Source organism: Streptomyces diastatochromogenes, from assembly GCF_002242805.1.
Classification (GTDB): domain Bacteria; phylum Actinomycetota; class Actinomycetes; order Streptomycetales; family Streptomycetaceae; genus Streptomyces; species Streptomyces diastatochromogenes.
In genome coordinates this window covers 98,438-122,922 of record NZ_MCGQ01000034.1, presented here as the reverse complement: position 1 = coordinate 122,922, position 24,485 = coordinate 98,438, and the positions used below count along the sequence as shown (strand labels likewise).

Genomic DNA, 24,485 nt, shown 5'->3' with positions numbered 1-24,485 from the left:
ACCTGAGAGGGCTCACCCCCACCCCGGCAGCGTTGCCGTGGCCCGAGGAGATTTTTCGTGACCAGCACAGCGCAGGCACCTCAGCAAGGAGCCAGGACGGCTCACCCCGAACATCTGGGGCACGTCATCTTCATCGCGGCGGCGGCCGCCATGGGCGGTTTCCTCTTCGGCTACGACAGCTCCGTGATCAACGGCGCGGTCGAGGCCATCCGAGGCCGCTACGACATCGGCTCCGCGGCCCTTGCGCAGGTCATCGCCATCGCCCTGATCGGCTGTGCCATCGGTGCCGCCTACGCCGGACGGATAGCCGACCGCATCGGCCGCATCCGGGTCATGCAGATCGCCGCCGTGCTGTTCACGGTCAGCGCCGTCGGTTCGGCGCTGCCCTTCGCGCTGTGGGACTTCGCCCTCTGGCGCGTCGTCGGCGGCTTCGCCATCGGCATGGCCTCGGTCATCGGCCCCGCCTACATCGCCGAGGTCGCCCCGCCGGCGTACCGCGGCCGCCTCGGCTCCTTCCAGCAGGCCGCGATCGTCATCGGCATCGCCATCTCGCAGCTGGTCAACTGGGGTCTGCTCAACGCCGCCGGCGGTGACCAGCGCGGCAAGCTGATGGGCCTGGAGGCCTGGCAGGTCATGCTCGGCGTGATGGTCGTCCCGGCCGTGCTGTACGGCCTGCTCTCCTTCGCGATCCCCGAGTCCCCGCGCTTCCTGATCTCCGTCGGCAAGCGTGAGCGCGCCAAGGAGATCCTCGCCGAGGTCGAGGGCCAGGACCGTGACCTGGACGCCCGCGTCGCCGAGATCGAGCACGCGATGAACAGCGAGCACAAGTCCACCTTCAAGGACCTGCTCGGTGGCGGCTCCTTCTTCAAGCCGATCGTCTGGATCGGTATCGGCCTCTCGGTCTTCCAGCAGTTCGTCGGCATCAACGTCGCGTTCTACTACTCCTCGACGCTGTGGCAGTCGGTCGGTGTCGACCCGACGGACTCGTTCTTCTACTCCTTCACGACGTCGATCATCAACATCGTCGGCACCGTGATCGCGATGATCTTCGTGGACCGCGTCGGCCGCAGGCCGCTCGCGCTGATCGGCTCGGTCGGCATGGCCGTCGGTCTCGCCCTGGAGGCCTGGGCGTTCTCGTACCACCTGGTCGACGGCAAGCTGCCCGCGACCCAGGGCTGGATCGCCCTGATCGCCGCCCACGTGTTCGTCCTCTTCTTCGCCCTGTCCTGGGGTGTGGTCGTCTGGGTCATGCTCGGCGAGATGTTCCCGAACAAGATCCGCGCCGCCGCCCTGGGCGTGGCCGCCGCCGCGCAGTGGATCGCCAACTGGGCCATCACCGCGAGCTTCCCGTCGCTGGCCGACTGGAGCCTCTCCGGCACGTACATCATCTACACGGTCTTCGCCGCGCTCTCCATCCCGTTCGTCCTGAAGTTCGTCAAGGAGACGAAGGGCAAGGCGCTGGAGGAGATGGGCTAGGCCCCACCGTCCCGAGGAGACGGGCCAAGTCCCCGCTGCCCGCCTCCTCGTACCGTCCGCCGCCCCCGCTCGGTCACTGCCCGAGCGGGGGCGGCGGTGTGCTGTCTCACCAGATTCTGCTGTCTCACCAGATGAGGACGCCGGCCCCGAGTCTCCGGGCGCGCAACGCCGCCGCCTCGATGTTGTCCAGGCGGCGGCCGATCCCCCACGGATCCACCCCGGTCGCCCCTCCGATCAGGTCCAGGTGGGCACGCAGCAGGGCGATCTCCGCCAGGAACTCCGGCAGCTCCCCGTTCGCGACCTCGAGCCACTCGCCGTCCAGCAGCGGAAACCAGCGGGCCCCCAGTGAGCGCACCGCGTCCGATCCCCATACCTTCCAGCGCCAGGACTCGAATCCGGCCGCGTCGTTGCAGCCCTCGGGCACGTCGAGCACGTCGAACTCCCCGTCCGGTCCCCGGACGACCACATCCACGCTCAGACTCATGACCCCAGTGCAGCACCGCCGCTGCCGGCCGGACCACCGGTTATCGCCGCAGCTCAGCCCGCCAGCGCCGGAAGCACCCGCTCCGCGAACAACCGCAGGCTCCGCCACCCCTCCGCCACCGGCATCCCACCCGCCAGCGGATGCAGTACGAGGCTGTCCAGGCCCTGCGCCACGCACTCCTCCGGCGTGAGGATCCGGTACACGCCCTCCGCGCGCAGTTCCTCGACCGTCGTGGCCGCCGACTTCACGGCCGAGCGGATGTCGCGGGACTGCCAGGAGGCGTAGGTCCGGGCCTCGTGCAGGAAGTGCTCGCCGTACGTGGACCACGCCCGGTCCGGATCCTCGGCGACGTGCAGCAGCGGAGTCTCGGCGGCGGGCATCATCGTCCAGCCCTCGGTGCCGTACTCCGTGAGCTGCTCCTTGTAGTACGCCTCCAGCTCCGGCAGATGCGCGCTGGGGAAGAACGGCAGGCCGAGCCGGGCGGCCCGGCGGGCGGCGGCCTTCGAGGAGCCGCCGACCAGCAGCAGGGGGTGCGGATCGGTGTACGGGCGCGGGGTGAGCCGTACCGTACGGCCCCGGTAGGTGAACTCCTCGCCGGTCCATGCCTTCAGCAGGGTCTCCAGCAGCTCGTCCTGGAGCCGGCCGCGCCGCTTCCAGTCCACGTCGAACAGGGCGTACTCCTCGGGCCGGTAACCGATCCCGGCCACCGTCACCAGCCGGCCGCCGCTGAGCAGATCCAGCACCGCGATCTCCTCGGCCAGCCGCAGCGGATCGTGCAGTGGGCCGATCACCGCCGACACCGTCACCGCGATGTTCCGGGTCGCCCCGAACACCGCGCCCGCGAAGGCGAACGGCGAGGGCAGCCAGTTGTTGTCCGCGCCGTGGTGCTCCTCGGTCTGCACGGTGGTGATCCCGTGCTGGTCCGCGTACGCGGCCATCTCCAGGGCGGCCCGGTAGCGGGCGGCGAGAGCGGCGGGGGTGGCGCCGGGTGCGACGAGGTTGAAACGTACGACCGTGACGGGCATGGGAAGTCCCCCTCCGGTGCGGCTCGGTGGAGGGGGACGGTAGCTGACGGAGCGTCAGACGGCCAGAGGCTCGGCCTCCTCGGCCTCCTCGGCCTCCTCCGCCGCCTGCGGTGTGACCACCGCCGGCTTCGGAAGCGCCAGGTACAGCAGGCCGGAGATCACGATCGTGGCGACCCAGCCCAGGCCGTACTCGCCGATGACGTTGTTCTTCGCCAGCGGGCCGGTGAACCAGTCCGAGGTGGTGAACATCAGGCCCGCCACCAGGCCGATCGCCCAGGCGGCCACCGCGGCGGGGGAGAAGCCGCCCCGGTACCAGTAGGCGCTGGTGCGGGTGGTGTCGGTCATGGCCCGGCCGTCGTACTCCGTGCGGCGCAGCATGTCCGCGCCGAACACGCCGACCCAGGCGGAGAAGGCCACCGCGAGCAGGGAGAGGAAGGCGATGAAGGAGCCCATGAAGCTGGTCGCCACGAGCATCAGCACCCCGCCGAAGACCAGCGAGATCACGGCGTTGACCGAGACCGCCCAGTGCCGCGGCACCTTGAAGCCGAGGGTCTGCGCGGTGAAGCCGGCCGAGTACATCGACATGGAGTTGATCAGCAGCATGCCGATCAGCGCGATCAGCAGGTACGGCACCGCGATCCAGGTCGGCAGGATCTCGCCGAGGAAGGAGACCGGGTCGGAGGCCGAGGCCAGGTCGGGGGTGGCGACCGCCATCACCGCGCCCATCAGCACCATCGGCAGCACGACGATGCCGGCACCGCCCACCGCCGTGCCCACGATCGCCTTCGACGACGCCGTGCGCGGCAGATACCGGGTGAAGTCGGGTGCCGACGGGATCCAGCTGACGCCACCCGCCGCGATCATGCCGATGCCGGTGATCACCGCGGCCGTGGAACCGGCGCTGTGAGCCGTCACCTTCGACCAGTCGGTGTTCACGGCCAGGTACACCAGGACCAGGACCGAGAAGACGCCGAAGAAGTAGGTCGCGTACTTGTTGCACTTCTGGACGGCGTTGATGCCCAGCCCCGAGATCGCGAAGGTCGCGACCACGAACACCAGCAGTGTCACCAGGTCCAGCACGCTGTTGGCCTTGATGCCGAACACGATGTCCAGGATGGTGAGCATCGCGTAGGCGCCGGTCACCGCGTTGATCGTCTCCCAGCCCCAGCGGGCGACCCAGATCACCGAACCGGGCAGCAGATTGCCGCGCTGCCCGAACACCGCGCGCGACAGCGCCATGCCGGGCGCCCCGCCGCGCTTGCCCGCGATGCCGATCAGCCCGACCAGGCCGTACGACACGATCGGCGCGGCGACCGCGACGACGAGCGCCTGCCAGATGTTCAGGTGGTACGCCACCACCAGGCTCGCGCCCATGGTGAGCAGCAGCACGCTGATGTTGGCGCCGACCCAGGTCGGGAACAGCTCCCGGGTTCTCGCGGTGCGCTCGTGGTCGGGTACCTGCTCGATGCCACGGGTCTCGAGAGCGCCTTCGGTCTCGGCTGTCTTGCTCATGAAAGACGATGCCCTAGGGGTGGGGGGACAGGGGACGTGGGGACTCTACGCGCGTTGATAGAGTCGCTGCCATCGTACTTTGGTCCGACTCCTCGCCTTACGGGTCGTTTGTCTCTCGGAGGAAGGTACAAGCAGGGCTCCGCCGCAACCCATGGCTGATACTGGACGGGTTATGGAAACCGTCATCCTTGCTGTAGTCATCGCCGTGGTCGTGCTCGGCGCGATCGGCGGGCTCATCGTCGGCAGCCGGCGCAGGAAGCCGCTGCCCCCGCCGCCACCCGCCGCGCCCGACATCACCGCGCCCCCGGCCGAGCCGCACGTCGGCGACGAGGCCGAGACGCCGCGCGACGAACCGCGCCGGACGATCGAGGAGGTGGATCTCCCCGGCGGCTCGGCACCGGTCGCCGTGGAGGAGCCTCCCGTCATCGAGGCTCCCGAGATCGAGATCCCGGAGCCCACCGCCGGGCGGCTGGTCCGCCTGCGCGCCCGCCTGTCCCGCTCGCAGAACGCCCTCGGCAAGGGCCTGCTCACGCTGCTGTCCCGCGAGCACCTCGACGACGAGACCTGGGAGGAGATCGAGGACACGCTGCTCACCGCCGACGTCGGTGTGCAGCCCACGCAGGAGCTGGTCGAGCGGCTGCGCGAGCGTGTGAAGGTGCTCGGCACCCGCACCCCGCAGGAGCTGCGCGGCCTGCTGCGCGACGAGCTGCTCAAGCTGGTCGGCACCGAATTCGACCGCACGGTGAAGACCGAGCCCGAGGACCGCAAGCCCGGCATCGTGATGGTCGTCGGCGTCAACGGCACCGGCAAGACCACCACCACCGGCAAGCTCGCCCGCGTCCTGGTCGCCGACGGCCGTACGGTCGTCCTCGGCGCCGCCGACACCTTCCGTGCCGCCGCCGCCGACCAGCTGCAGACCTGGGGCGAGCGGGTCGGCGCCTACACCGTGCGCGGGCCCGAGGCCGGCGACCCCGCCTCCGTCGCTTTCGACGCGGTCAAGGAAGGCAAGGAGATGGGGGTCGACGTCGTCCTCATCGACACCGCCGGGCGTCTGCACACCAAGACCGGCCTCATGGACGAGCTGGGCAAGGTCAAGCGTGTGGTCGAGAAGCACGCGCCGCTGGACGAGGTGCTGCTCGTCCTCGACGCCACCACCGGCCAGAACGGTCTGGTGCAGGCCCGGGTGTTCGCCGAGGTGGTGGACATCACCGGCATCGTGCTGACCAAGCTGGACGGCACCGCCAAGGGCGGCATCGTGGTCGCGGTCCAGCGCGAGCTGGGCGTGCCGGTCAAGCTGGTCGGCCTCGGCGAGGGCGCGGACGACCTGGCGCCGTTCGAGCCGGAGGCGTTCGTGGACGCCCTGATCGGTGACTGACTCAGGTAGCGAATCTTCTGAGTCGCGAAAGAAGCGCCCGCTCCCAAGGTGCAGTTGGGGACGGGCGCTTCGCCATGTGCGCCGCGGATACGGCCGTCACGCCCGCGCCCGCGACCGGTGCGCCACATACGCCAGCGTGCCCAGCAGCAGCCGGGCCGCCGGTGGCCGGGTCGCCGAGTCCAGGGCCGGCGGGCGCAGCCAGCGCACCGGACCCAGGCCGCCCCGGTCGGAGGGCGGGGCGGTGACGTACGTGCCCGGGCCGAGGCCGCGCAGGTCCAGGGCGGAGGGGTCGTCCCAGCCCATGCGGTAGAGCAGCTGGGCGAGTTCGGCGGCGGCGCCGGGGGCGACGAAGAAGTGGGCGCGGCCGTCCGGGGTCGCGGTGACCGGGCCGAGCGGGAGGCCCATGCGCTCCAGGCGGACCAGGGCGCGGCGACCGGCGGGCTCGGCGACCTCGACGACGTCGAACGCGCGGCCGACGGGCAGCATCACGGACGCACCCGGGAACTCGGCCCAGGCCTTGGACACCTCGTCGAGCGTGGCCCCGGCCGACACCTGCGGCGCGAAGTCGAGCGGGTGTGCGCCCGGCGCCGGACAGTCCGGGTGCCCGCAGGAGCAGGCGCCCGCCGCGGCCCGTGCGCCCGGCACCACGTCCCAGCCCCACAGCCCGGTGAACTCGGCGACGGCGGTGCACTCCGACGAGCGACCGCGCCGACGCGTGCCGGAGCGGATCTCGCGAATGCCGCCGATCGTGAAGCCCATGCCCCCTCCAACGGGTCCAGCGCGCCGGTGGTTACGACACGGAGCGAGACGGAAGCGGAACGTGACCCTACGGCTCCGCCTTCCCCCGCTCCCGCGAGGCCAAGGCGGCGCTTTGCAGCGCCACGGGTGGTGCATCGGACTTCGCGCGCCCCTGCGCGCATCACTCCGCCCACTTCCGGCCGTCCTATGTCAAGTGAATCGCGTGGAGGCGATCGTGAGTTCATTCGAAGGGGTGGCGAATGGTGGCGTTTCAGGGATCGCCATGGCTGGGTCGGTGATCGTAGGATTACTGTGAGTGTGCGAGGCCTGGGGGCACATGCACCCGTGGGTATGCCGGAGGCAAGTCGTCAGCTCGTTCGAAGGGTGAGAACCGGCGGACGGAGGCCGTATTTACCGGCATTCTGATAGGGCTTGGCGCATTCGGCGACAAGTGGTCTCAGGGATGGGGGCGTTCCAGTGGGCGGCAACGGCGGTAGCGGTACGAACGCTGACAAGCGCCCCAACGAGCTGCTCGGTTCGTGGTTCGTGCGCAGCGGCTGGTCCAAGGGCGAACTGGCCCGCCAGGTGAACCGAAGGGCACGCCAGTTGGGTGCCAACCACATCTCCACGGACACCTCACGGGTGCGCCGCTGGCTGGACGGGGAGAACCCGCGCGAGCCGATCCCGCGGATCCTCTCCGAGCTGTTCTCGGAGCGCTTCGGCTGTGTCGTCTCCATCGAGGACCTCGGTCTGCGCGCCGCCCGCCAGTCACCCTCCGCGTCCGGCGTCGACCTGCCCTGGACGGGTCCGCAGACGGTGGCCCTGCTCAGCGAGTTCTCGCGCAGCGACCTGATGCTGGCGCGGCGCGGCTTCCTCGGGACCTCGCTGGCCCTGTCCGCGGGCCCGTCCCTCATCGAGCCCATGCAGCGCTGGCTCGTGCCGGCACCCTCCTCGCCGGTCCCGCCCGAGTTCGAGCCCGAGCCCGTCTTCGAGTCCCGCAGGCCCGGCCGGCTGTCCAAGCCCGAGCTGGACCTGCTGGAGTCCACCACCCGGATGTTCCGCCAGTGGGACGCCCAGTGCGGCGGCGGCCTGCGCCGCAAGGCGGTCGTCGGCCAGCTGCACGAGGTCACCGACCTCCTCCAGGAACCCCAGCCCGAGGCCACCGCCCGCAAGCTCTTCAAGGTCGCCGCCGAGCTGGCCGAGCTGGCCGGCTGGATGTCGTACGACGTCGGGCTCCAGCCCACCGCGCAGAAGTACTTCGTCCTCGCCCTGCACGCCGCCAAGGAGGCCGGCGACAGGCCGCTGGGCTCCTACATCCTCTCCAGCATGAGCCGCCAGATGATCCATCTCGGCCGGCCCGACGACGCCCTGGAGCTGATCCACCTCGCCCAGTACGGCAGCCGCGACTGCGCGAGCCCGCGTACCCAGTCCATGCTGTATGCGATGGAGGCCCGCGCGTACGCCAACATGGGCCAGCCCGGCAAGTGCAAGCGGGCGGTCCGGATGGCCGAGGACACCTTCGGCGAGGCCGACGAGTGGGACGAGCCGGACCCCGACTGGATCCGCTTCTTCTCCGAGGCCGAGCTGTACGGGGAGAACTCCCACTCCTTCCGCGACCTGGCCTACGTCGCCGGACGCAGCCCCACCTACGCCTCGCTGGCCGAGCCGCTGATGGAGCAGGCCGTGGAGCTGTTCGCCAAGGACAGCGAGCACCAGCGGTCGTATGCGCTGAACCTGATCGGCATGGCCACCGTGCACCTGCTCCAGCGCGAGCCCGAGCGCAGCACGGAGTACGCCTCGCAGGCCATGGACATCGCCAAGAAGGTCCGCTCCGAGCGTGTGAACACTCGTATCCGAAAGACGGTCGACACGGCCGTGCGCGATTTCGGCGATCTCAGCGCCGTCGTCGACCTCACCGACCAGCTCGCCGTCGACCTCCCGGAGACCGCCGAGGCCGTCTGACCCCGCAGGACACGCATGCCCCGGCCGCGGCCGGTCCTCCCGAACTGCCCGACTCGGCTCCCCCACGCCAGGTCATCGAGAGGCCCGCCGCGGCCGGACCCTTTTTTGCGCCTAAACCGGCGCCGCTCTCGCGGACGTGGTTGCTCGCCGTCGTGGTCCCTCAATGCATGGTTGCGGTGCCATTCAAGATGGTTGCGTCACGATAACGATCAGCGCGCCGGACATCCGGCAGTTCATAAACGCGTAACACGCCATGCGCCTTCGTCACCCCGGCGAAACAACGAGGGGCTTCCACCGAAACCGCGCTGCGCCAATCTCATGGCGCATAACCGGCCCACCCCTCACTGAACCGGACCGCTCTCAGGCTTCGCCCGCACGGGGCCGTACCAACCGACGAGGAGACGCCGATGGCACCAGCCATCACGCTTGCCGCGGAGGCACCCAAGCTGTCCTCCGCGAACACAGGCTTCATGCTCATCTGTTCCGCCCTGGTGCTGCTCATGACCCCGGGCCTGGCCTTCTTCTACGGAGGCATGGTCCGGGTCAAGAGCACCCTCAACATGCTGATGATGAGCTTCATCAGCATGGGCATCGTCACCATTCTGTGGGTGCTCTACGGCTTCTCCCTCGCATTCGGCACGCACAACAGCCTCATCGGCTGGAACTCCGACTGGTTCGGCCTCAGCAACATCGGGCTGACGGAGCTGTGGGACGGCTACACCATCCCGATCTTCGTCTTCATGGTGTTCCAGCTGATGTTCGCGATCATCACGCCGGCCCTGATAAGCGGCGCCCTCGCGGACCGCGTCAAGTTCTCCGCCTGGTCGCTCTTCATCGCCCTGTGGCTCACGATCGTCTACGTCCCGGTCGCCCACTGGGTCTGGGGTGCCGACGGCTGGGCCTACAAGCTCGGTGTGATCGACTTCGCCGGTGGTACGGCGGTGCACATCAACGCCGGTGCCGGGGCCCTCGGCGTGATCCTGGTCATCGGCAAGCGCGTCGGCTTCAAGAAGGACCCGATGCGCCCGCACAGCCTCCCGCTGGTCATGCTCGGTGCCGGTCTGCTGTGGTTCGGCTGGTTCGGCTTCAACGCCGGTTCGTGGCTCGGCAACGACGACGGCGTCGGCGCGCTGATGTTCGTCAACACGCAGGTCGCGACGGCCGCCGCCATGCTGGCCTGGCTCGCCTACGAGAAGATCCGGCACGGCGCGTTCACCACGCTGGGCGCCGCCTCCGGTGCGGTCGCCGGTCTGGTCGCGATCACCCCGTCCGGTGGCGCGGTCTCCCCGCTCGGTGCGATCGCCGTCGGCGCCATCGCCGGTGTCGCCTGCGCCGCGGCCGTCGGGCTGAAGTTCAAGTTCGGCTACGACGACTCGCTGGACGTCGTCGGTGTCCACATGGTCGGCGGCATCATCGGCTCCCTGCTCATCGGCTTCTTCGCCACCGGCAAGGGCCAGTCCGAGGCCACGGGCGTCTTCTACGGCGACCACACCTGGACCCAGCTGTGGAAGCAGTGCGCCGGTGTCGGTGCGGTCCTCGCCTACTCGCTGATCGCCTCCGCGGTCCTCGCCTTCCTCCTCGACAAGACCATCGGAATGCGGGTCAGCGAGGACGAGGAAGTCTCGGGCATCGACCAGGCCGAGCACGCCGAGACCGCATACGACTTCAGCGGCACCGGTGGCGGTGTCATCGGATCCGCCGCGGCCTCCCCGGCCCTGGCCGCCACGCACAGCAAGAAGGTGGACGCATGAAGCTCATCACCGCCGTCGTCAAGCCTCACCGGCTGGATGAGATCAAGGAGGCCCTTCAGGCCTTCGGCGTCCACGGGCTGACGGTCACCGAGGCAAGCGGTTACGGTCGTCAGCGGGGCCACACCGAGGTCTACCGCGGTGCCGAGTACACCGTCGACCTGGTCCCCAAGATCCGTATCGAGGTACTGGCCGAGGACGACGACGCCGAGCAGCTGATCGAGGTCATCGTCAAGGCGGCCCGCACCGGCAAGATCGGTGACGGCAAGGTCTGGTCCCTGCCGGTCGAGACGGCCGTACGGGTCCGTACCGGCGAGCGCGGCCCGGACGCGCTCTGACACGACAGAAGACAGGAGTCGCTGGGTGACGGGTACGGATGTGCGGAACGAAGCGGATGACTCGGGACCCAGCGGCTACGCGGCGGCCCGGCTGCGCCTCCTCACCGAAGGAGCGCGGTCCGGGCCGCCGCGCCGTGCCGCCCTCGCCGAACTGACCGACGACTGGCTCGCCGGGCTGTTCACGGCGGCGGCCGACGGCCTCAAGGGCGTCTCACTGGTCGCCGTCGGCGGCTACGGCCGCGGCGAGCTGTCCCCGCGCAGCGATCTCGACCTCCTGCTGCTGCACGACGGGAGCGACCCCGGCGCGGTCGCCGCCCTGGCCGACCGCCTCTGGTACCCCGTGTGGGACCTGGGCCTCGCCCTCGACCACTCCGTCCGCACCCCGGCGGAGGCCCGCAAGACCGCCGCAGAGGATTTGAAAGTCCAACTCGGCCTCCTGGACGCCCGCCACCTCACCGGTGACCTCGGCCTCACCGCCGGACTGCGTACGGCCGTCCTGGCCGACTGGCGCAACCAGGCACCCAAGCGCCTTCCCGAACTCCAGGAACTCTGCACCGACCGCGCCGAACGCCAGGGCGAGCTGCAGTACCTCCTGGAACCCGACCTCAAGGAGGCCCGCGGCGGCCTCAGGGACGCCACCGCCCTGCGCGCCGTGGCCGCCTCCTGGCTGGCCGACGCCCCGCGCGAGGGCCTCGCGGACGCGCGCCGGCGCCTGCTCGACGTCCGGGACGCCCTGCACCTGGCCACCGGCCGGGCCACCGACCGGCTCGCGCTGCAGGAACAGGACCAGGTGGCGGCCGAGCTGGGGCTGCTGGACGCCGACACCCTGCTGCGGCAGGTCTATGAAGCGGCGCGCGTCATCTCGTACGCCAGTGATGTCACCTGGCGCGAGGTGGGGCGCGTGCTGCGCTCGCGCGCCGTCCGCCCGCGCCTGCGCGCCATGCTGGGCGGCGGCAAGCCGGTCGCCGAGCGCTCCCCGCTGGCCGAAGGCGTGGTGGAGCAGGACGGCGAGGTGGTGCTCGCCCGGACCGCACGCCCCGAACGTGACCCCGTGCTCCCCCTGCGTGCCGCGGCCGCCGCCGCGCAGGCCGGACTCCCGCTCTCCCTGCACGCCGTACGGCGCATGGCCGCCACCGCGCGCCCCCTGCCCACGCCCTGGCCCGCCGAGGCCCGCGAACAGCTGGTGACCCTGCTCGGCTCCGGCCGCCCGACCGTCGACGTCTGGGAGGCCCTGGAGGCGGAGGGCCTGATCAGCCGCCTCCTGCCGGACTGGGAGCGGGTCCGCTGCCGCCCGCAGCGCAACGCCGTCCACATCTGGACCGTGGACCGGCACCTGATCGAGACGGCCGTCCGTGCCTCCGAGCTGACCCGCCGGGTCGGCCGCCCCGACCTGCTCCTCGTCTCCGCCCTCCTGCACGACATCGGCAAGGGCTGGCCCGGCGACCACTCGGTGGCCGGCGAGATCATCGCCAAGGACGTGGCCGCGCGGATCGGCTTCGACCGCGCGGACGTGGCGGTGCTGTCCACGCTGGTACGGCACCATCTGCTGCTCGTCGAAACGGCCACCCGGCGCGACCTGGAGGACCCGGCGACCGTCCGCTCGGTCGCCGAGGCCGTCGGCACCCAGAGCACGCTGGAACTCCTGCACGCCCTCACCGAGGCGGACGCCCTCGCCACCGGACCCGCCGCCTGGTCGTCCTGGCGCGGCTCCCTCGTCGCCGACCTGGTGCGGCGCGTCTCCGCCGTCCTCGCCGGGGACGCCCCCGAGGAACCCGAGCCCGCCGCGCCCACGGCCGAGCAGGAACGCCTCGCCATCGAGGCCTTCCGCACCGGCAGCCCGGTCCTCGCCCTGCGCGCACAGACCGAGCCGGTGCCGGAGGAGGAGGCCCCCGGCTCGCCCGAGCCACTCGGCGTGGAGCTGCTCATCGCCGTACCGGACCAGCCCGCCGTACTGCCCGCCGTCGCCGGCGTCCTCGCCGTGCACCGCCTTACCGTCCGCACGGCCGAGCTGAGCGCCCTGACCCTGCCCGACGACGTCGACGACGGCGCGGTCCTGCTGCTGAACTGGCGGGTCGCTGCCGAGTACGGCTCCCTGCCCCAGGCCGCCCGGCTGCGCGCCGACCTGGTCCGCGCCCTCGACGGCTCGCTCGACATCGCGGGCCGCCTCGCCGAGCGGGACGCGGCCTACCCGCGCCGCCGCGGCTGGGTGGCCCCGCCGCCCCGCGTGACGGTGGCCCCGGCGGCCTCCCACCACGCCACGGTGATCGAGGTGCGGACCCAGGACGCCCCCGGACTGCTGCACCGGATCGGGATGGCCCTGGAGAAGGCCGGGGTGCGGGTGCGCAGCATGCATGTCAGCACCCTGGGCGCCAACGCCGTCGACGCGTTCTACGTCACCACCGGCACGGGCGCGCCCCTGCCCGCACCGGACGCGAACTCGCTGGCCCGGGTGCTCGAGGAGACCCTGCGGGGATGACCCTTCCCCGATGAGTTCACCGCCGGGATACCCTGGAGGGCGATTCCCAGCAGCCACCACCGACCCCGAGGACCGCGAGCGCCGTGTTCGACACTCTCTCCGATCGCCTGTCAGCGACTTTCAAGAACCTGCGCGGCAAGGGACGGCTCTCCGAGGCGGACATCGACGCCACCGCGCGCGAGATCCGTATCGCGCTCCTCGAAGCCGACGTGGCCCTGCCGGTCGTCCGGACGTTCATCAAGAACGTCAAGGAGCGCGCGCTCGGCGCCGAGGTCTCCAAGGCGTTGAACCCGGCCCAGCAGGTGCTGAAGATCGTCAACGACGAACTCGTCACCATCCTCGGTGGCGAGACCCGGCGCCTGCGCTTCGCCAAGCAGCCCCCGACCGTGATCATGCTGGCGGGTCTTCAGGGTGCCGGTAAGACCACCCTCGCGGGCAAGCTCGGCAAGTGGCTCCAGGAGCAGGGCCACTCGCCGCTGCTGGTCGCCGCCGACCTCCAGCGCCCGAACGCCGTCAACCAGCTGAGCGTCGTCGCCGAGCGCGCCGGTGTCGCCGTCTACGCCCCGGAGCCGGGCAACGGCGTCGGTGACCCGGTCAAGGTCGCCAAGGACTCCATCGAGCACGCGCGGACCAAGGTCCACGACATCGTGATCGTGGACACCGCCGGCCGCCTCGGCATCGACCAGGAGATGATGCAGCAGGCCGCGGACATCCGCGACGCCGTCTCTCCGGACGAGATCCTGTTCGTCGTCGACGCGATGATCGGTCAGGACGCCGTCAACACCGCCGAGGCCTTCCGCGACGGCGTCGGCTTCGACGGTGTGGTGCTCTCCAAGCTCGACGGTGACGCCCGCGGTGGTGCCGCCCTGTCGATCCGCCAGGTCACCGGCAAGCCGATCATGTTCGCGTCGAACGGCGAGAAGCTCGAGGACTTCGACGCGTTCCACCCGGACCGGATGGCCTCCCGCATCCTCGACCTGGGTGACCTGCTCACCCTGATCGAGCAGGCGGAGAAGACCTTCAGCCAGGAAGAGGCCGCCAAGATGGCCTCCAAGCTGGCGTCGAAGAAGGGCCAGGACTTCACCCTGGACGACTTCCTGGCCCAGATGGAGCAGGTCAGGAAGATGGGCTCCATCTCCAAGCTGCTCGGCATGCTGCCGGGCATGGGCCAGATCAAGGAGCAGATCAACAACGTCGACGAGCGGGACGTCGACCGCATGGCCGCGATCATCAAGTCGATGACCCCGGCCGAGCGCCAGGACCCGACGATCATCAACGGCTCGCGCCGTGCCCGTATCGCCAAGGGTTCCGGTGCCGAGGTCAGCGCGGTGAAGGGTCTGGTCGAGCGGTTCTTCGAGGCCCGCAAGATGATGTCCCGCATGGCCCAGGGCGGCGGCATGCCCGGCATGCCGGGGATCCCGGGCATGGGCGGCGGCCCCGGCCGGCAGAAGAAGCAGCCGAAGCAGGCCAAGGGCAAGCAGCGCTCCGGCAACCCGATGAAGCGCAAGCAGCAGGAGCTGGAGGCGGCGCAGCGCCGTGAGGCCGCCGCTCAGGGCGGAGGCGCCTTCGGGCTGCCGCAGCAGGGCGCTCAGGACTTCGAGCTGCCGGACGAGTTCAAGAAGTTCATGGGCTGAGTGCCGTAGTACGTCAGTACGGCCTGTAGTACGTCAGTACGACCCTGGGGGCGCTCCTCTTCGGAGGGGCGCCCCCAGTCGCATCTGCGCGTGCCGGTGCCGGACCGGTGTCGTAACGTCCCGATATGACCAACCCTGCGCCGCCGCGCAAGTCGCCGGACCAGCCCTGGCGTACCGAGGGTGCTCCCGAGGAGCCGCCGAAGCCGCCCGGCGGGCGCAAGCTGCGCGGGGGCTGGTGGCGGCTTGTCTTCACCGCACTGGTCGTGTACCTGATCGCCAACCTGGTGCTGTCCTTCTTCGACCAGGCCAACGAGCCGACGATCTCGTACACCGAGTTCAGCAAGCAGGTGAACGACGGCAACGTCAGCAAGATCTACGCCAAGGGCGACGCCATCCAGGGCAAGCTCAAGACGGAGCAGAGCAACCCGAGCGGCGGGAAGTACACCGAGTTCAACACCCAGCGGCCGTCCTTCGCCGACGACCAGCTGTGGGCGAACCTCACCAAGCACAACGTCACCGTCACGGCCGAGCCCGTCGTCCAGCACCGCAGCTTTCTCGCCAACCTGCTGATCTCGCTGGCGCCCATGCTGCTGCTGATCGCGGTGTGGGTGTTCATCGCGCGGCGGATGAGCGCGGGGATGGGCGGCGCGGGCGGCATGCTCGGCCGCAAGGCACCGCCGAAGCCGGTGGAGCTGATCCCGGGGGAGAAGCGCACCACCTTCGCCGACGTGGCGGGCATCGACGAGGTCGCGGGCGAGTTGAACGACGTCGTGGACTTCCTGAAGAACCCCGACGCCTACCGTCGCATGGGCGCCAAGATGCCCCGCGGTGTGCTGCTCGCCGGCCCGCCCGGCACCGGCAAGACACTGCTCGCGCGCGCGGTCGCGGGAGAGGCGGGCGTGCCCTTCTTCTCCGCCTCCGCCTCCGAGTTCATCGAGATGATCGTCGGCGTGGGCGCCTCCCGGGTGCGGGAGCTGTTCGCGGAGGCCCGCAAGGTCGCCCCGTCCATCATCTTCATCGACGAGATCGACACCATCGGCCGGGCCCGCGCCGGCGGTTCCGGGATGGGCGGGCACGACGAGCGCGAGCAGACCCTGAACCAGATCCTCACCGAGATGGACGGCTTCTCCGGCGCCGAGGGCGTCATCGTCCTCGCCGCCACCAACCGCGCCGACATCCTCGACCCGGCGCTGACCCGCCCCGGTCGCTTCGACCGGGTGGTCCAGGTCTCGCCCCCGGATCGCGGCGGCCGCGAGGCCATCCTGGAGATCCACACCCGTGACATCCCGCTCGCCCCGGGCGTCGACCTCGCCCAGGTCGCCCGTACGACCCCGGGGATGACGGGCGCGGAACTGGCCAACCTCGCCAACGAGGCCGCCCTGCTCGCCGTGAAGCGCCAGCAGGAGCAGGTGACACAGACCGACCTCTCGGAGGCGCTGGAGAAGGTCCAGCTGGGCGCCGAACGCCCGCTGGTGATGCCCGAGGAGGAACGCCGGCGCACCGCCTACCACGAGAGCGGCCACGCCCTGCTGGGCATGCTCCAGCCCGGCGCCGACCCGGTCCGCAAGATCACCATCGTGCCGCGCGGCCGGGCGCTCGGTGTCACGCTGTCCACGCCGGAGGCGGACCGGTACGCGTACACCGAGGACTACCTGCGCGGCCGGATCATCGGCGCGCTCGGCGGCATGGCGGCCGAGCAGGTCGTCTACGGCGTGGTCACCACCGGCTCCGAGAGCGACCTGGAACAGGTCACCAACATCGCGCGCGGGATGGTCTCCCGCTGGGGCATGAGCCACCAGGTCGGCCGCCTCTCCGCCCTGCCCAACGACGCCCAGCAGGCCTACGGCCTCGCCGCGGCCCCGCAGACCCTCGACGTGATCGACAGCGAGATGCGCCGGATCGTCGACGAGTGCTACGAGGAGGCCTGCCGCAAACTCCGCGACCACCGCGGCCAGTTGGACGCCCTCGCCCAGGCCCTGCTGGAGAACGAGACCCTGGAGGAGGCGGACGCCTACCGCGTCGCCGGCATCACACGCCTCACCAAGGACCTTGACGCCTAGGGCCTGTCCGGCGGATCAGCCCTAGGGCACGCGGGCGATCAGGTAGCGGAAGACGTTCGGCATCCACACGGTGCCGTCCGGGCGCCGGTACGGATGCAGCGCCTCCGTCAGCTCCTTGTCCACCTGCTTGCGGTCGGTCGCCGCGATCGCCGCGTCGAACAGGCCCGTCGACAGCAGACCGCGTACGGCGTTGTCGAGATCGGCGTACCCGAACGGGCAGGCCACCCGCCCCGAGCCGTCCGGCTTCAGACCGGCCCGCTGGGCGACCTCCTCCAGGTCGTCACGGCGGGCGGGGCGCCAACTGCCCGCGCTGCGCAGGGGATCGGCCAGTTTCGTCGCCACCCGCAGCACCGAGGAGGTCGCGCAGCGCTCCGGCGGGCCCCAGCCGGCCAGCACCACGGCCGCTCCGCGCACGGCCGTCGGCAGCGCGGCCGCCAGCAGCTCGCCGAGCCCCTCGGCGTCGCCCGCCAGGGAGCCGATCGGCTCGAAGACGGTCACCAGGGTGTACCCGGGCGTGTCCGGGTCGGCCGCGTCCCCGGGGGCGCCCTCGACGAGTCGCGCGCCCGTACGCGCGCGCGTGCCGCGCGGAACGTCCGGCAGCAGGCGCTCGCGTGCGAGGGCGAGCCGTTCGGCGCAGGTGTCGACACCGGTGACCGCGGCACCTCTGGAGGCCGCCATCAGCAGGGCGAGCCCGGAACCGCAGCGCAGGCCCAGCAGCCGTGTGGCAGGGCCTACTTCAAGTCGCTCGTAGACGGTCTCGTAGAGCGGCACCAGCATCCGCTCCTGGATCTCGGACCAGTCACGCGCGCGTGCGCACAGGCTCGCCCGGGGAGGTACGGAGCCCGGGTGAGACAGGTGTTCCCGCACGAGCGTAGGTGTCATAGGTAAGCGCCCCATTCCGCCGACAGTTCGCCGTGTGCCCGATTGCGTGGCCCCCGATGCCGTGCGCTCGCACTATCCACGTATGTCAGGTAACTCCCGGCTCGCGGTGCCGTCCAGGGGTCGTGGGCCCCTGCTTGGGGGTCGGTGCCGAGTGTGGCGAGATTTCACATCCACGCAATCTGGGTGACCGTACGGTGTCCACTCGCCCGGGACGGGCCGGTGGCCGGGCGCGCGCGCATACCCGGTAACGTCACGATCGTCACGGACGCTGTATGAGGTGACGGCCTCGTGCGAGAGCGACCGAAACACTTCTTGCGCATCCGCCGGGCACCGCTGTCCTCGCCGCTACAGGGCGGGCCGTACGTCAGACTACGCACCGGCTTGGTATGAGCTGTGCGTCTTCTCCGCAGATCAGCGCACCCGCCCTCGTCAGGACGCATCAGTGGCAACTGACGGGTACGTGCAAATTATTTGGGATGGCCCGGAATAGGAACACAGCGGCACCCCCGCTCGTTGTCATTACGTGAGCACGACACAGACACCACCTGTTCTCGCCGCAGAGCTGGCGCAGGCGTGGGCCGACATTCAGCGGTACCACCCCGAGCTGCCGGACCTTGCCGCGCCAGAGTCCCTGATCGGGGAGTCGTCGTCCGCGTGCGGTCACGAACTCTCCTTCGAGCGACTGCTCCATGAAGCAGTCCACGGCATCGCCGCTGCCCGCGGCGTGCGCGACACCTCCCGGGCCGGCCGCTACCACAACCGCAGATTCCTCGCGATCGCCGAGGAGCTGGGCCTGGACCACCCCGAGGAACCGCACCCGAGCAGCGGTTTCTCCCTGGTCACGCTCAACCCCGAGGCCAAGCGCCGCTACCGCCCGACCATCGAGCGGCTCCAGCGCGCCCTGAAGGCCCACACGGTGGCCACCTCCGCCGACACCTCACGCACCTTCCGCGGCCCGGCAGCCCGGCACGGCTCCTCCGGCGGCGGCGTCCGCGTGAAGGCCGTCTGCGACTGCGGGCGCAACGTCCGGGTGGTCCCGTCGGTCCTGGCCCAGGCCCCGATCGTGTGCGGCGGCTGCGGCAAGCCGTTCCGCATCCCGGAGGTCGTGGGGGCGGCGGCAAGCTGACACCGCGGCTGCTCGTGGCAGCCGCGGTGCGCGCGGACGGCAACTTCACAGCGCCGGGCAGCGCACCCGACGTAGGTCACCTCCACGCCGGGTGCGCCCCAGGCGTGCCCGGACGCGGTCCGACCCCCTCGGCCGGAAGCGGCCCGCAGGGTGTGGCACAATGGCTAGCTGTACTCGACAGCCGCACAGGACCCCTCTCTCCTCCGGCTGACGCGTCCATCGGGCACTCGGGTACCGCAACCCCACGCGGCAGTCTCGCCGTGCCCAACCACGTCAAAACCAGGAGAATCCACTCCCGTGGCAGTCAAGATCAAGCTGAAGCGTCTGGGCAAGATCCGTTCGCCTCACTACCGCATCGTCGTCGCCGACTCCCGCACCCGCCGTGACGGCCGTGCGATCGAGGAGATCGGCAAGTACCACCCGACCTACAACCCGTCGGTCATCGAGGTGGACGCCGACCGCGTGGCGTACTGGCTGGGTGTCGGCGCGCAGCCGACCGAGCCCGTCCTCGCCATCCTGAAGAAGACCGGCGACTGGCAGAAGTTCAAGGGCGAGCCCGCCCCGGCGCCGCTGCTCGTGGCCGCTCCGAAGGCCGCGCGTCCGTCGTTCGAGGCTCTCGGCGGTGACGACGAGGGCAAGGGTGAGGCGATCACCCAGAAGAAGAAGGCTGAGAAGAAGGACGAGGCCGCTGCCGAGTCCGAGTCGACCGAGGCCTGAGCAGCATGCTCGAAGAGGCGCTTGAGCACCTCGTGAAGGGCATCGTCGACAACCCTGACGATGTGCAGGTCGCCTCGCGCGACCTGCGCCGCGGGCGCGTGCTGGAGGTCCGGGTCCACCCCGACGACCTCGGCAAGGTGATCGGCCGCAACGGCCGTACCGCGCGCGCTCTGCGTACCGTCGTGGGCGCCATCGGCGGCCGCGGTGTCCGCGTCGACCTCGTCGACGTGGACCACGTCCGCTGACGCTTCATCGCAACCGGCTCGGGCCGGGGAGGGCCACTGGGCCGTCCCCGGCCCGCAGTCGTATGACAGGAGATCTGTACTCGTGCAGCTGGTAGTCGCACGGATCGGCCGCGCCCATGGCATCAAGGGCGAGGTCACCGTCGAGGTACGTACCGACGAGCCGGAGCTGCGGCTCGCCCCGGGCGCCGTTCTGGCCACCGACCCGGCCTCCACCGGGCCCCTCACCATCGCCACCGGCCGCGTCCACAGCGGCCGCCTGCTCCTGCGCTTCGAGGGCGTCAGCGACCGCACCGGCGCCGAGGCCCTGCGCAACACCCTGCTGATCGCCGAGATCGACCCCGAGGAACTCCCCGAGGGCGAGGACGAGTACTACGACCACCAGCTCATCGACCTCGACGTGGTGACCGAGGACGGCACGGAGGTCGGCCGGATCACCGAGATCTCCCACCTGCCCTCCCAGGACCTCTTCATCGTGGAGCGCCCCGACGGCAGCGAGGTGATGATCCCCTTCGTGGAGGAGATCGTCACCGAGATCGACCTCGAGGAGCAGAAGGCGGTCATCGCGCCTCCGCCGGGCCTGATCGACGACCGCGCGGTGATCGACTCGAACCGGGACGAGTCCTGATGCGCCTCGACGTCGTCACGATCTTCCCCGAGTACCTGGAACCGCTGAACGTCTCCCTGGTCGGCAAGGCACGCGCGCGTGGACAGCTGAACGTGCACGTGCACGACCTGCGGTCCTGGACCTACGACCGGCACAACACCGTCGACGACACGCCGTACGGCGGCGGCCCCGGCATGGTCATGAAGACCGACCCCTGGGGCGACGCCCTCGACACGGTCCTCGCCGACGGCTACGAGACCGGTGCCCAGGCCCCCGCGCTGATCGTGCCCACCCCGAGCGGCCGCCCCTTCACCCAGGAACTCGCGGTCGAACTCTCCGAGCGCCCCTGGCTGATCTTCACCCCGGCCCGCTACGAGGGCATCGACCGGCGTGTGATGGACGAGTACGCCACCCGGATGCCGGTCTACGAGGTCTCCATCGGCGACTACGTGCTCGCCGGCGGTGAGGCGGCCGTCCTGGTCGTCACGGAGGCCGTGGCCCGGCTGCTGCCCGGCGTCCTCGGCAACGCCGAGTCCCACCGGGACGACTCCTTCGCGCCCGGCGCGATGGCCAGCCTCCTGGAAGGCCCCGTCTACACCAAGCCGCCCGTCTGGCGTGGCCGGGACATCCCGGACGTGCTGCTCAGCGGCCACCACGGCAAGATCGCCCGCTGGCGCCGCGACGAGGCCCTGAAGCGTACGACCGCCAACCGGCCCGACCTGATCGAGCACTGCGACCCCAAGGCCTTCGACAAGAAGGACCGCGAGATGCTCTCCATCCTGGGCTGGGAGCCGGACCCCGGCGGTCGGCCGTTCGGCCGATTTTGGCGCCGGGCCGACGGCGTGGAAGAATAGGCCGTTGCTGTGCGTCCGTCCGGCGTGCGCCCCTGCCGCAGGGGGACACGACGCCCGCCCCGACCCGCACGGCAGACCTCTTGTACACCTAGTTCCCGTTGATGACCTGTGGCATCAGCGAAGAAAGCAGACGAAATGTCTCACCTGCTCGACACCGTCGACGCCGCGTCGCTGCGCAGCGACATCCCGGCCTTCCGCCCGGGTGACACTGTCAACGTCCACGTCCGCGTCATCGAGGGCAACCGCTCCCGTGTGCAGCAGTTCAAGGGCGTTGTGATCCGCCGCCAGGGCTCCGGTGTCCGCGAGACCTTCACGGTCCGCAAGGTCTCGTTCTCCGTCGGCGTCGAGCGCACCTTCCCGGTGCACACCCCGATCGTCGAGAAGATCGAGCTGGTCACCAAGGGTGACGTGCGCCGCGCCAAGCTGTACTACCTCCGCGACCTGCGCGGCAAGGCCGCGAAGATCAAGGAGAAGCGCGAGAGCTGAGCGCTTTCCCGGAGTCACAGCGGGGCCGGATAACATCTGGCCCCGATGGACACCGAAGCACAGCCGACGGAACGCGACCGCTCCTCCCACCCCGGTACTCCGGGGACGGAGGGCCGGTCGCGTTTCGCGTTGGTGTCGCGGCTCGCCGAGTGGCTGCCGGGCGGCAGGATCACCCTCACCCTCCTCGCCTGCCTGGCGTTTTTGCTGCTCCTCAACACTTTCGTGGTGCAACCGTTCCAGATTCCGAGCGGATCCATGGAACAGGGATTGAGGATCGGCGACCGCGTTCTCGTAAATAAGTTGGCGTACCGTTTCGGTGCCGAGCCGCGCCGCGGTGACGTGGTTGTCTTCGACGGCACCGGGTATTTCGGGGACGCCGACTACATCAAGCGCGTTGTAGGGGTGGGCGGAGACCATGTGGTCTGCTGCGACAAGGAGGGGAGGCTCCAGGTGAACGGCCGGCCGGTCGACGAGACGGCGTTCCTCTATCCCGGGGACACCCCGTCCTCCGTCCCCTTCGACGTCGTCGTGCCCGCGGGCCGCCTGTTCGTCCTCGGGGACCACCGCAGCGACTCCAGCGACTCCCGCGACCACCTCGGCTCGCCCGGCGGCGGCATGATCCCCGTCGGCGAGGTCATCGGCCGGGCCGACTGGATCGCCTGGCCGTACGACCACTGGACGCACCTGACGCGGCCGTCCGCCTACGCGCGCGTGCCCGCGGCCTCCGCGGAGGGCGCGCATGGGTAACCGCGGCAAACCGCGCGGGGTGCCCAGCACGCCCGCCGACAACCTGCTGCCCACCGGCTCGCGCCGTACCTCCACGCCCGGTGGTGGCCGCACGCGCGCGGAGCGGCGCAAGCTCCAGCAAAAGGTGAAGCGCAAGCGCAGGCGGTCCGCTGTTCGGGAGATTCCCCTTCTGGTCGGTGTCGCCGTCCTCATAGCGCTGGTCCTGAAGACCTTCCTCGTCCAGGCGTTCGTGATCCCGTCGGGCTCCATGGAGCAGACGATCCGGATCGGCGACCGGGTCCTGGTCGACAAGTTCACCCCGTGGTTCGGCTCCAAGCCGCAGCGCGGGGACGTCGTCGTCTTCCACGACCCGGGCGGCTGGCTGGCCGACGAGCAGACCGCCAAGAAGCACGACCCCGTCGTCGTCAAGCAGGTCAAGGAGGGCCTGACCTTCATCGGTCTGCTGCCTTCTGACAACGAGAAGGACCTGATCAAACGGGTCATCGGGGTCGGTGGCGACCACGTCAAGTGCTGTGACGCGCAGGGCCGGGTCACCGTCAACGGCGTGCCGCTGACCGAAGCGGACTACCTGTACCCGGGCAACAACCCCTCCTCCACCCCGTTCGACATCACCGTGCCCAAGGGGCGGCTGTGGGTCATGGGCGACCACCGCGACAACTCCGCGGACTCCCGCGCCCACCAGAACACCCCGTACGGCGGCACGGTCTCCGAGGACTCCGTGGTCGGCCGTGCCATGGTCATCGGCTGGCCCGTCGGCCACTGGACCAGCCTCGACGAACCTAAAACCTTCGCAAGCGTTGCCAACTCCGTGTCGGGGTCGTCCGCGGCTCCTCCGCTGTCGCATAGGGTTGCCTCCGACGATCCGAACGCAATGACCCAACTCCCGACCCCTGCGGAACTCCCGCTCGTTATGGGAGTGGTGGGCCTGCACCGTGCTTGGGGCAGGCGGCGGCACAGAGTAAGGAGTTGGCGTGGGGGATGTGGCGGTTGGCGCACGGTCGGGACACGACGGCGAGGAGCACCGCGGGCACCCCGGGGACGGGAACGTTCCGGCTCCGGACGGAGCCGTGACCTCGGACTTCTCGGCGGCCGACGACGGCGCTCCCGGGGAGCAGGCGCAGACGGAGAGTGAGGGCGCGGACGAGGCCGCACCCCCGCCGAAGAAGCCGCGCTCCTTCTGGAAAGAGCTGCCGATCCTGGTCGTCATCGCGCTGGTCCTGGCGCTGCTGATCAAGACGTTCCTGGTGCAGGCGTTCTCGATTCCGTCCGACTCGATGCAGAACACCCTCCAGCAGGGTGACCGCGTCCTGGTGGACAAGCTCACCCCGTGGTTCGGCTCCGAGCCCGAGCGCGGTGAGGTCGTCGTCTTCCACGACCCGGACAACTGGCTGGCGGGCGAGCCGGCGCCCAACCCGAACCCGGTGCAGAAGGTGCTCAGCTGGATCGGCCTGATGCCGTCAGCGGAGGAGAAGGACCTGATCAAGCGGGTGATCGGGGTCGGCGGCGACACGATCCAGTGCAAGGGCACCGGCCCGCTGACGGTCAACGGCAAGGCGCTGAACGAGCCGTACGTGTACCCCGGCAACACGCCGTGCAGCCAGGACGACCAGGGCGGCCAGTTCAAGGTGAAGGTCCCCAAGGGCTACATCTGGGTGATGGGCGACCACCGCCAGAACTCCCGCGACTCGCGCTACAACCAGTCCGACAAGCACCACGGCATGGTCCCCGTCGACAAGGTCGTCGGCCGCGCCATCGTCAAGGCCTGGCCGATCAACCGCTGGGGCACCCTGCCCGTCCCGGACACCTTCGACCAGGGCCTGGACCAGAAGTCCTCGGCTGCGGCGTCCCTGTCGGTCGCGCCGGAGGGTGTCGCGGTGGCGGCGGTCCTGCCGGTGGCGGTGTGGCGGCGCAGGCGGGCGGACCGCCCGGAGTCCAAGAAGCGGTAAGCAGTGGCCCAGGCCGCGAAAGAGGGGCTGCCCCTGCTCGGTACCGCCGG

General features: G+C 70.3%; 22 protein-coding genes. 17 read left to right on the top strand and 5 right to left on the bottom strand.

Going from position 1 to position 24,485, the window contains the following annotated elements; all coding sequences use genetic code 11:
* Positions 1–57: 57 nt before the first annotated feature.
* Complete coding sequence (locus tag BEK98_RS33615) at positions 58–1,476, top strand: sugar porter family MFS transporter (RefSeq protein ID WP_094220521.1); 1,419 nt, start codon at positions 58–60, stop codon at positions 1,474–1,476.
* Between the two features lie 124 nt (positions 1,477–1,600).
* Here the strand turns inward: BEK98_RS33615 and BEK98_RS33610 are convergent, their stop codons facing one another.
* Genes BEK98_RS33610 through BEK98_RS33600 form a run of 3 tightly spaced genes read right to left on the bottom strand, consistent with a single transcriptional unit; the run spans position 1,601 to position 4,497 of the window.
* Positions 1,601–1,960: a hypothetical protein gene (locus BEK98_RS33610; RefSeq protein WP_094220520.1), complete on the bottom strand. Its 360-nt coding sequence runs from the start codon at positions 1,958–1,960 to the stop codon at positions 1,601–1,603.
* Positions 1,961–2,013: 53 nt separating this feature from the next.
* Positions 2,014–2,985 (bottom strand): LLM class flavin-dependent oxidoreductase, encoded by a 972-nt coding sequence (locus BEK98_RS33605; protein WP_094220519.1) that lies wholly within the window; start codon positions 2,983–2,985, stop codon positions 2,014–2,016.
* Between the two features lie 54 nt (positions 2,986–3,039).
* A complete protein-coding gene (locus BEK98_RS33600) occupies positions 3,040–4,497 on the bottom strand; it encodes a cytosine permease (protein ID WP_094220518.1) in 1,458 nt (485 codons plus the stop codon).
* Between the two features lie 172 nt (positions 4,498–4,669).
* Here BEK98_RS33600 and ftsY point away from each other — a divergent pair, with 172 nt between their 5' ends.
* Positions 4,670–5,872: a signal recognition particle-docking protein FtsY gene (ftsY, locus tag BEK98_RS33595; RefSeq protein ID WP_094220517.1), complete on the top strand. Its 1,203-nt coding sequence runs from the start codon at positions 4,670–4,672 to the stop codon at positions 5,870–5,872.
* 96 nt (positions 5,873–5,968) lie between these two features.
* On the opposite strand, the gene BEK98_RS33590 is transcribed toward ftsY, so the two are convergent.
* Positions 5,969–6,631, bottom strand: a complete 663-nt coding sequence (locus tag BEK98_RS33590; protein WP_094220516.1) for a bifunctional DNA primase/polymerase — start codon at positions 6,629–6,631, stop codon at positions 5,969–5,971.
* Between the two features lie 456 nt (positions 6,632–7,087).
* Between BEK98_RS33590 and nsdA the strand changes: the two genes are divergently transcribed.
* From nsdA to ftsH, 6 genes are all read left to right on the top strand, one after another.
* Complete coding sequence (gene nsdA / locus BEK98_RS33585) at positions 7,088–8,572, top strand: transcriptional repressor NsdA (protein ID WP_094220515.1); 1,485 nt, start codon at positions 7,088–7,090, stop codon at positions 8,570–8,572.
* Between the two features lie 407 nt (positions 8,573–8,979).
* A complete protein-coding gene (locus BEK98_RS33580) occupies positions 8,980–10,323 on the top strand; it encodes an ammonium transporter (RefSeq protein WP_094220514.1) in 1,344 nt (447 codons plus the stop codon).
* Positions 10,320–10,658, top strand: a complete 339-nt coding sequence (locus BEK98_RS33575) for a P-II family nitrogen regulator (protein ID WP_030990174.1) — start codon at positions 10,320–10,322, stop codon at positions 10,656–10,658. The genes BEK98_RS33580 and BEK98_RS33575 overlap by 4 nt, the downstream gene beginning before the upstream one ends.
* A 25-nt stretch (positions 10,659–10,683) precedes the next feature.
* Positions 10,684–13,134, top strand: coding sequence for a [protein-PII] uridylyltransferase (locus BEK98_RS33570; protein WP_094220513.1), 2,451 nt, complete (start codon positions 10,684–10,686; stop codon positions 13,132–13,134).
* 83 nt (positions 13,135–13,217) lie between these two features.
* Entirely contained in the window at positions 13,218–14,768 is a 1,551-nt protein-coding gene (gene ffh, locus BEK98_RS33565; protein WP_094220512.1) for a signal recognition particle protein, read from the top strand.
* A gap of 125 nt (positions 14,769–14,893) precedes the next feature.
* On the top strand, positions 14,894–16,828 hold the full coding sequence (gene ftsH / locus BEK98_RS33560; protein WP_094220511.1) for an ATP-dependent zinc metalloprotease FtsH: 1,935 nt from the start codon (positions 14,894–14,896) through the stop codon (positions 16,826–16,828).
* Between the two features lie 21 nt (positions 16,829–16,849).
* Here the strand turns inward: ftsH and BEK98_RS33555 are convergent, their stop codons facing one another.
* The gene (locus BEK98_RS33555) at positions 16,850–17,710 is read right to left on the bottom strand and encodes a class I SAM-dependent methyltransferase (protein ID WP_094220510.1); all 861 of its coding nucleotides are present in this window, start codon (positions 17,708–17,710) and stop codon (positions 16,850–16,852) included.
* 523 nt (positions 17,711–18,233) lie between these two features.
* On the opposite strand from BEK98_RS33555, the gene BEK98_RS33550 reads away from it, so the two are divergent.
* The 9 genes from BEK98_RS33550 to lepB (BEK98_RS33510) all read left to right on the top strand — a co-directional run bounded on the left by BEK98_RS33550 (position 18,234) and on the right by lepB (BEK98_RS33510) (position 24,435).
* Positions 18,234–18,836 carry a hypothetical protein gene (locus BEK98_RS33550; RefSeq protein ID WP_094220509.1) on the top strand — a complete coding sequence of 201 codons (603 nt, stop codon included), beginning with the start codon at positions 18,234–18,236 and terminating at the stop codon, positions 18,834–18,836.
* Between the two features lie 297 nt (positions 18,837–19,133).
* The gene (gene rpsP, locus BEK98_RS33545; RefSeq protein ID WP_071370664.1) at positions 19,134–19,553 is read left to right on the top strand and encodes a 30S ribosomal protein S16; all 420 of its coding nucleotides are present in this window, start codon (positions 19,134–19,136) and stop codon (positions 19,551–19,553) included.
* A gap of 5 nt (positions 19,554–19,558) precedes the next feature.
* Positions 19,559–19,798 carry an RNA-binding protein gene (locus BEK98_RS33540; protein ID WP_005479813.1) on the top strand — a complete coding sequence of 80 codons (240 nt, stop codon included), beginning with the start codon at positions 19,559–19,561 and terminating at the stop codon, positions 19,796–19,798.
* An 82-nt stretch (positions 19,799–19,880) separates the two neighbouring features.
* Complete coding sequence (gene rimM, locus BEK98_RS33535) at positions 19,881–20,423, top strand: ribosome maturation factor RimM (protein ID WP_094220508.1); 543 nt, start codon at positions 19,881–19,883, stop codon at positions 20,421–20,423.
* The gene (gene trmD / locus BEK98_RS33530) at positions 20,423–21,256 is read left to right on the top strand and encodes a tRNA (guanosine(37)-N1)-methyltransferase TrmD (RefSeq protein WP_094220507.1); all 834 of its coding nucleotides are present in this window, start codon (positions 20,423–20,425) and stop codon (positions 21,254–21,256) included. Before rimM ends, trmD begins: the two co-directional genes overlap by 1 nt.
* 135 nt (positions 21,257–21,391) lie before the next feature.
* The gene (gene rplS / locus BEK98_RS33525; protein WP_094220506.1) at positions 21,392–21,742 is read left to right on the top strand and encodes a 50S ribosomal protein L19; all 351 of its coding nucleotides are present in this window, start codon (positions 21,392–21,394) and stop codon (positions 21,740–21,742) included.
* A 45-nt stretch (positions 21,743–21,787) separates the two neighbouring features.
* The gene (gene lepB, locus BEK98_RS33520; RefSeq protein WP_094220505.1) at positions 21,788–22,489 is read left to right on the top strand and encodes a signal peptidase I; all 702 of its coding nucleotides are present in this window, start codon (positions 21,788–21,790) and stop codon (positions 22,487–22,489) included.
* Positions 22,482–23,621: a signal peptidase I gene (gene lepB / locus BEK98_RS33515; RefSeq protein ID WP_143684197.1), complete on the top strand. Its 1,140-nt coding sequence runs from the start codon at positions 22,482–22,484 to the stop codon at positions 23,619–23,621. The genes lepB (BEK98_RS33520) and lepB (BEK98_RS33515) overlap by 8 nt, the downstream gene beginning before the upstream one ends.
* Positions 23,557–24,435 (top strand): signal peptidase I, encoded by an 879-nt coding sequence (gene lepB, locus BEK98_RS33510; RefSeq protein WP_143684196.1) that lies wholly within the window; start codon positions 23,557–23,559, stop codon positions 24,433–24,435. Before lepB (BEK98_RS33515) ends, lepB (BEK98_RS33510) begins: the two co-directional genes overlap by 65 nt.
* The last annotated feature ends 50 nt before the right edge of the window (positions 24,436–24,485 follow it).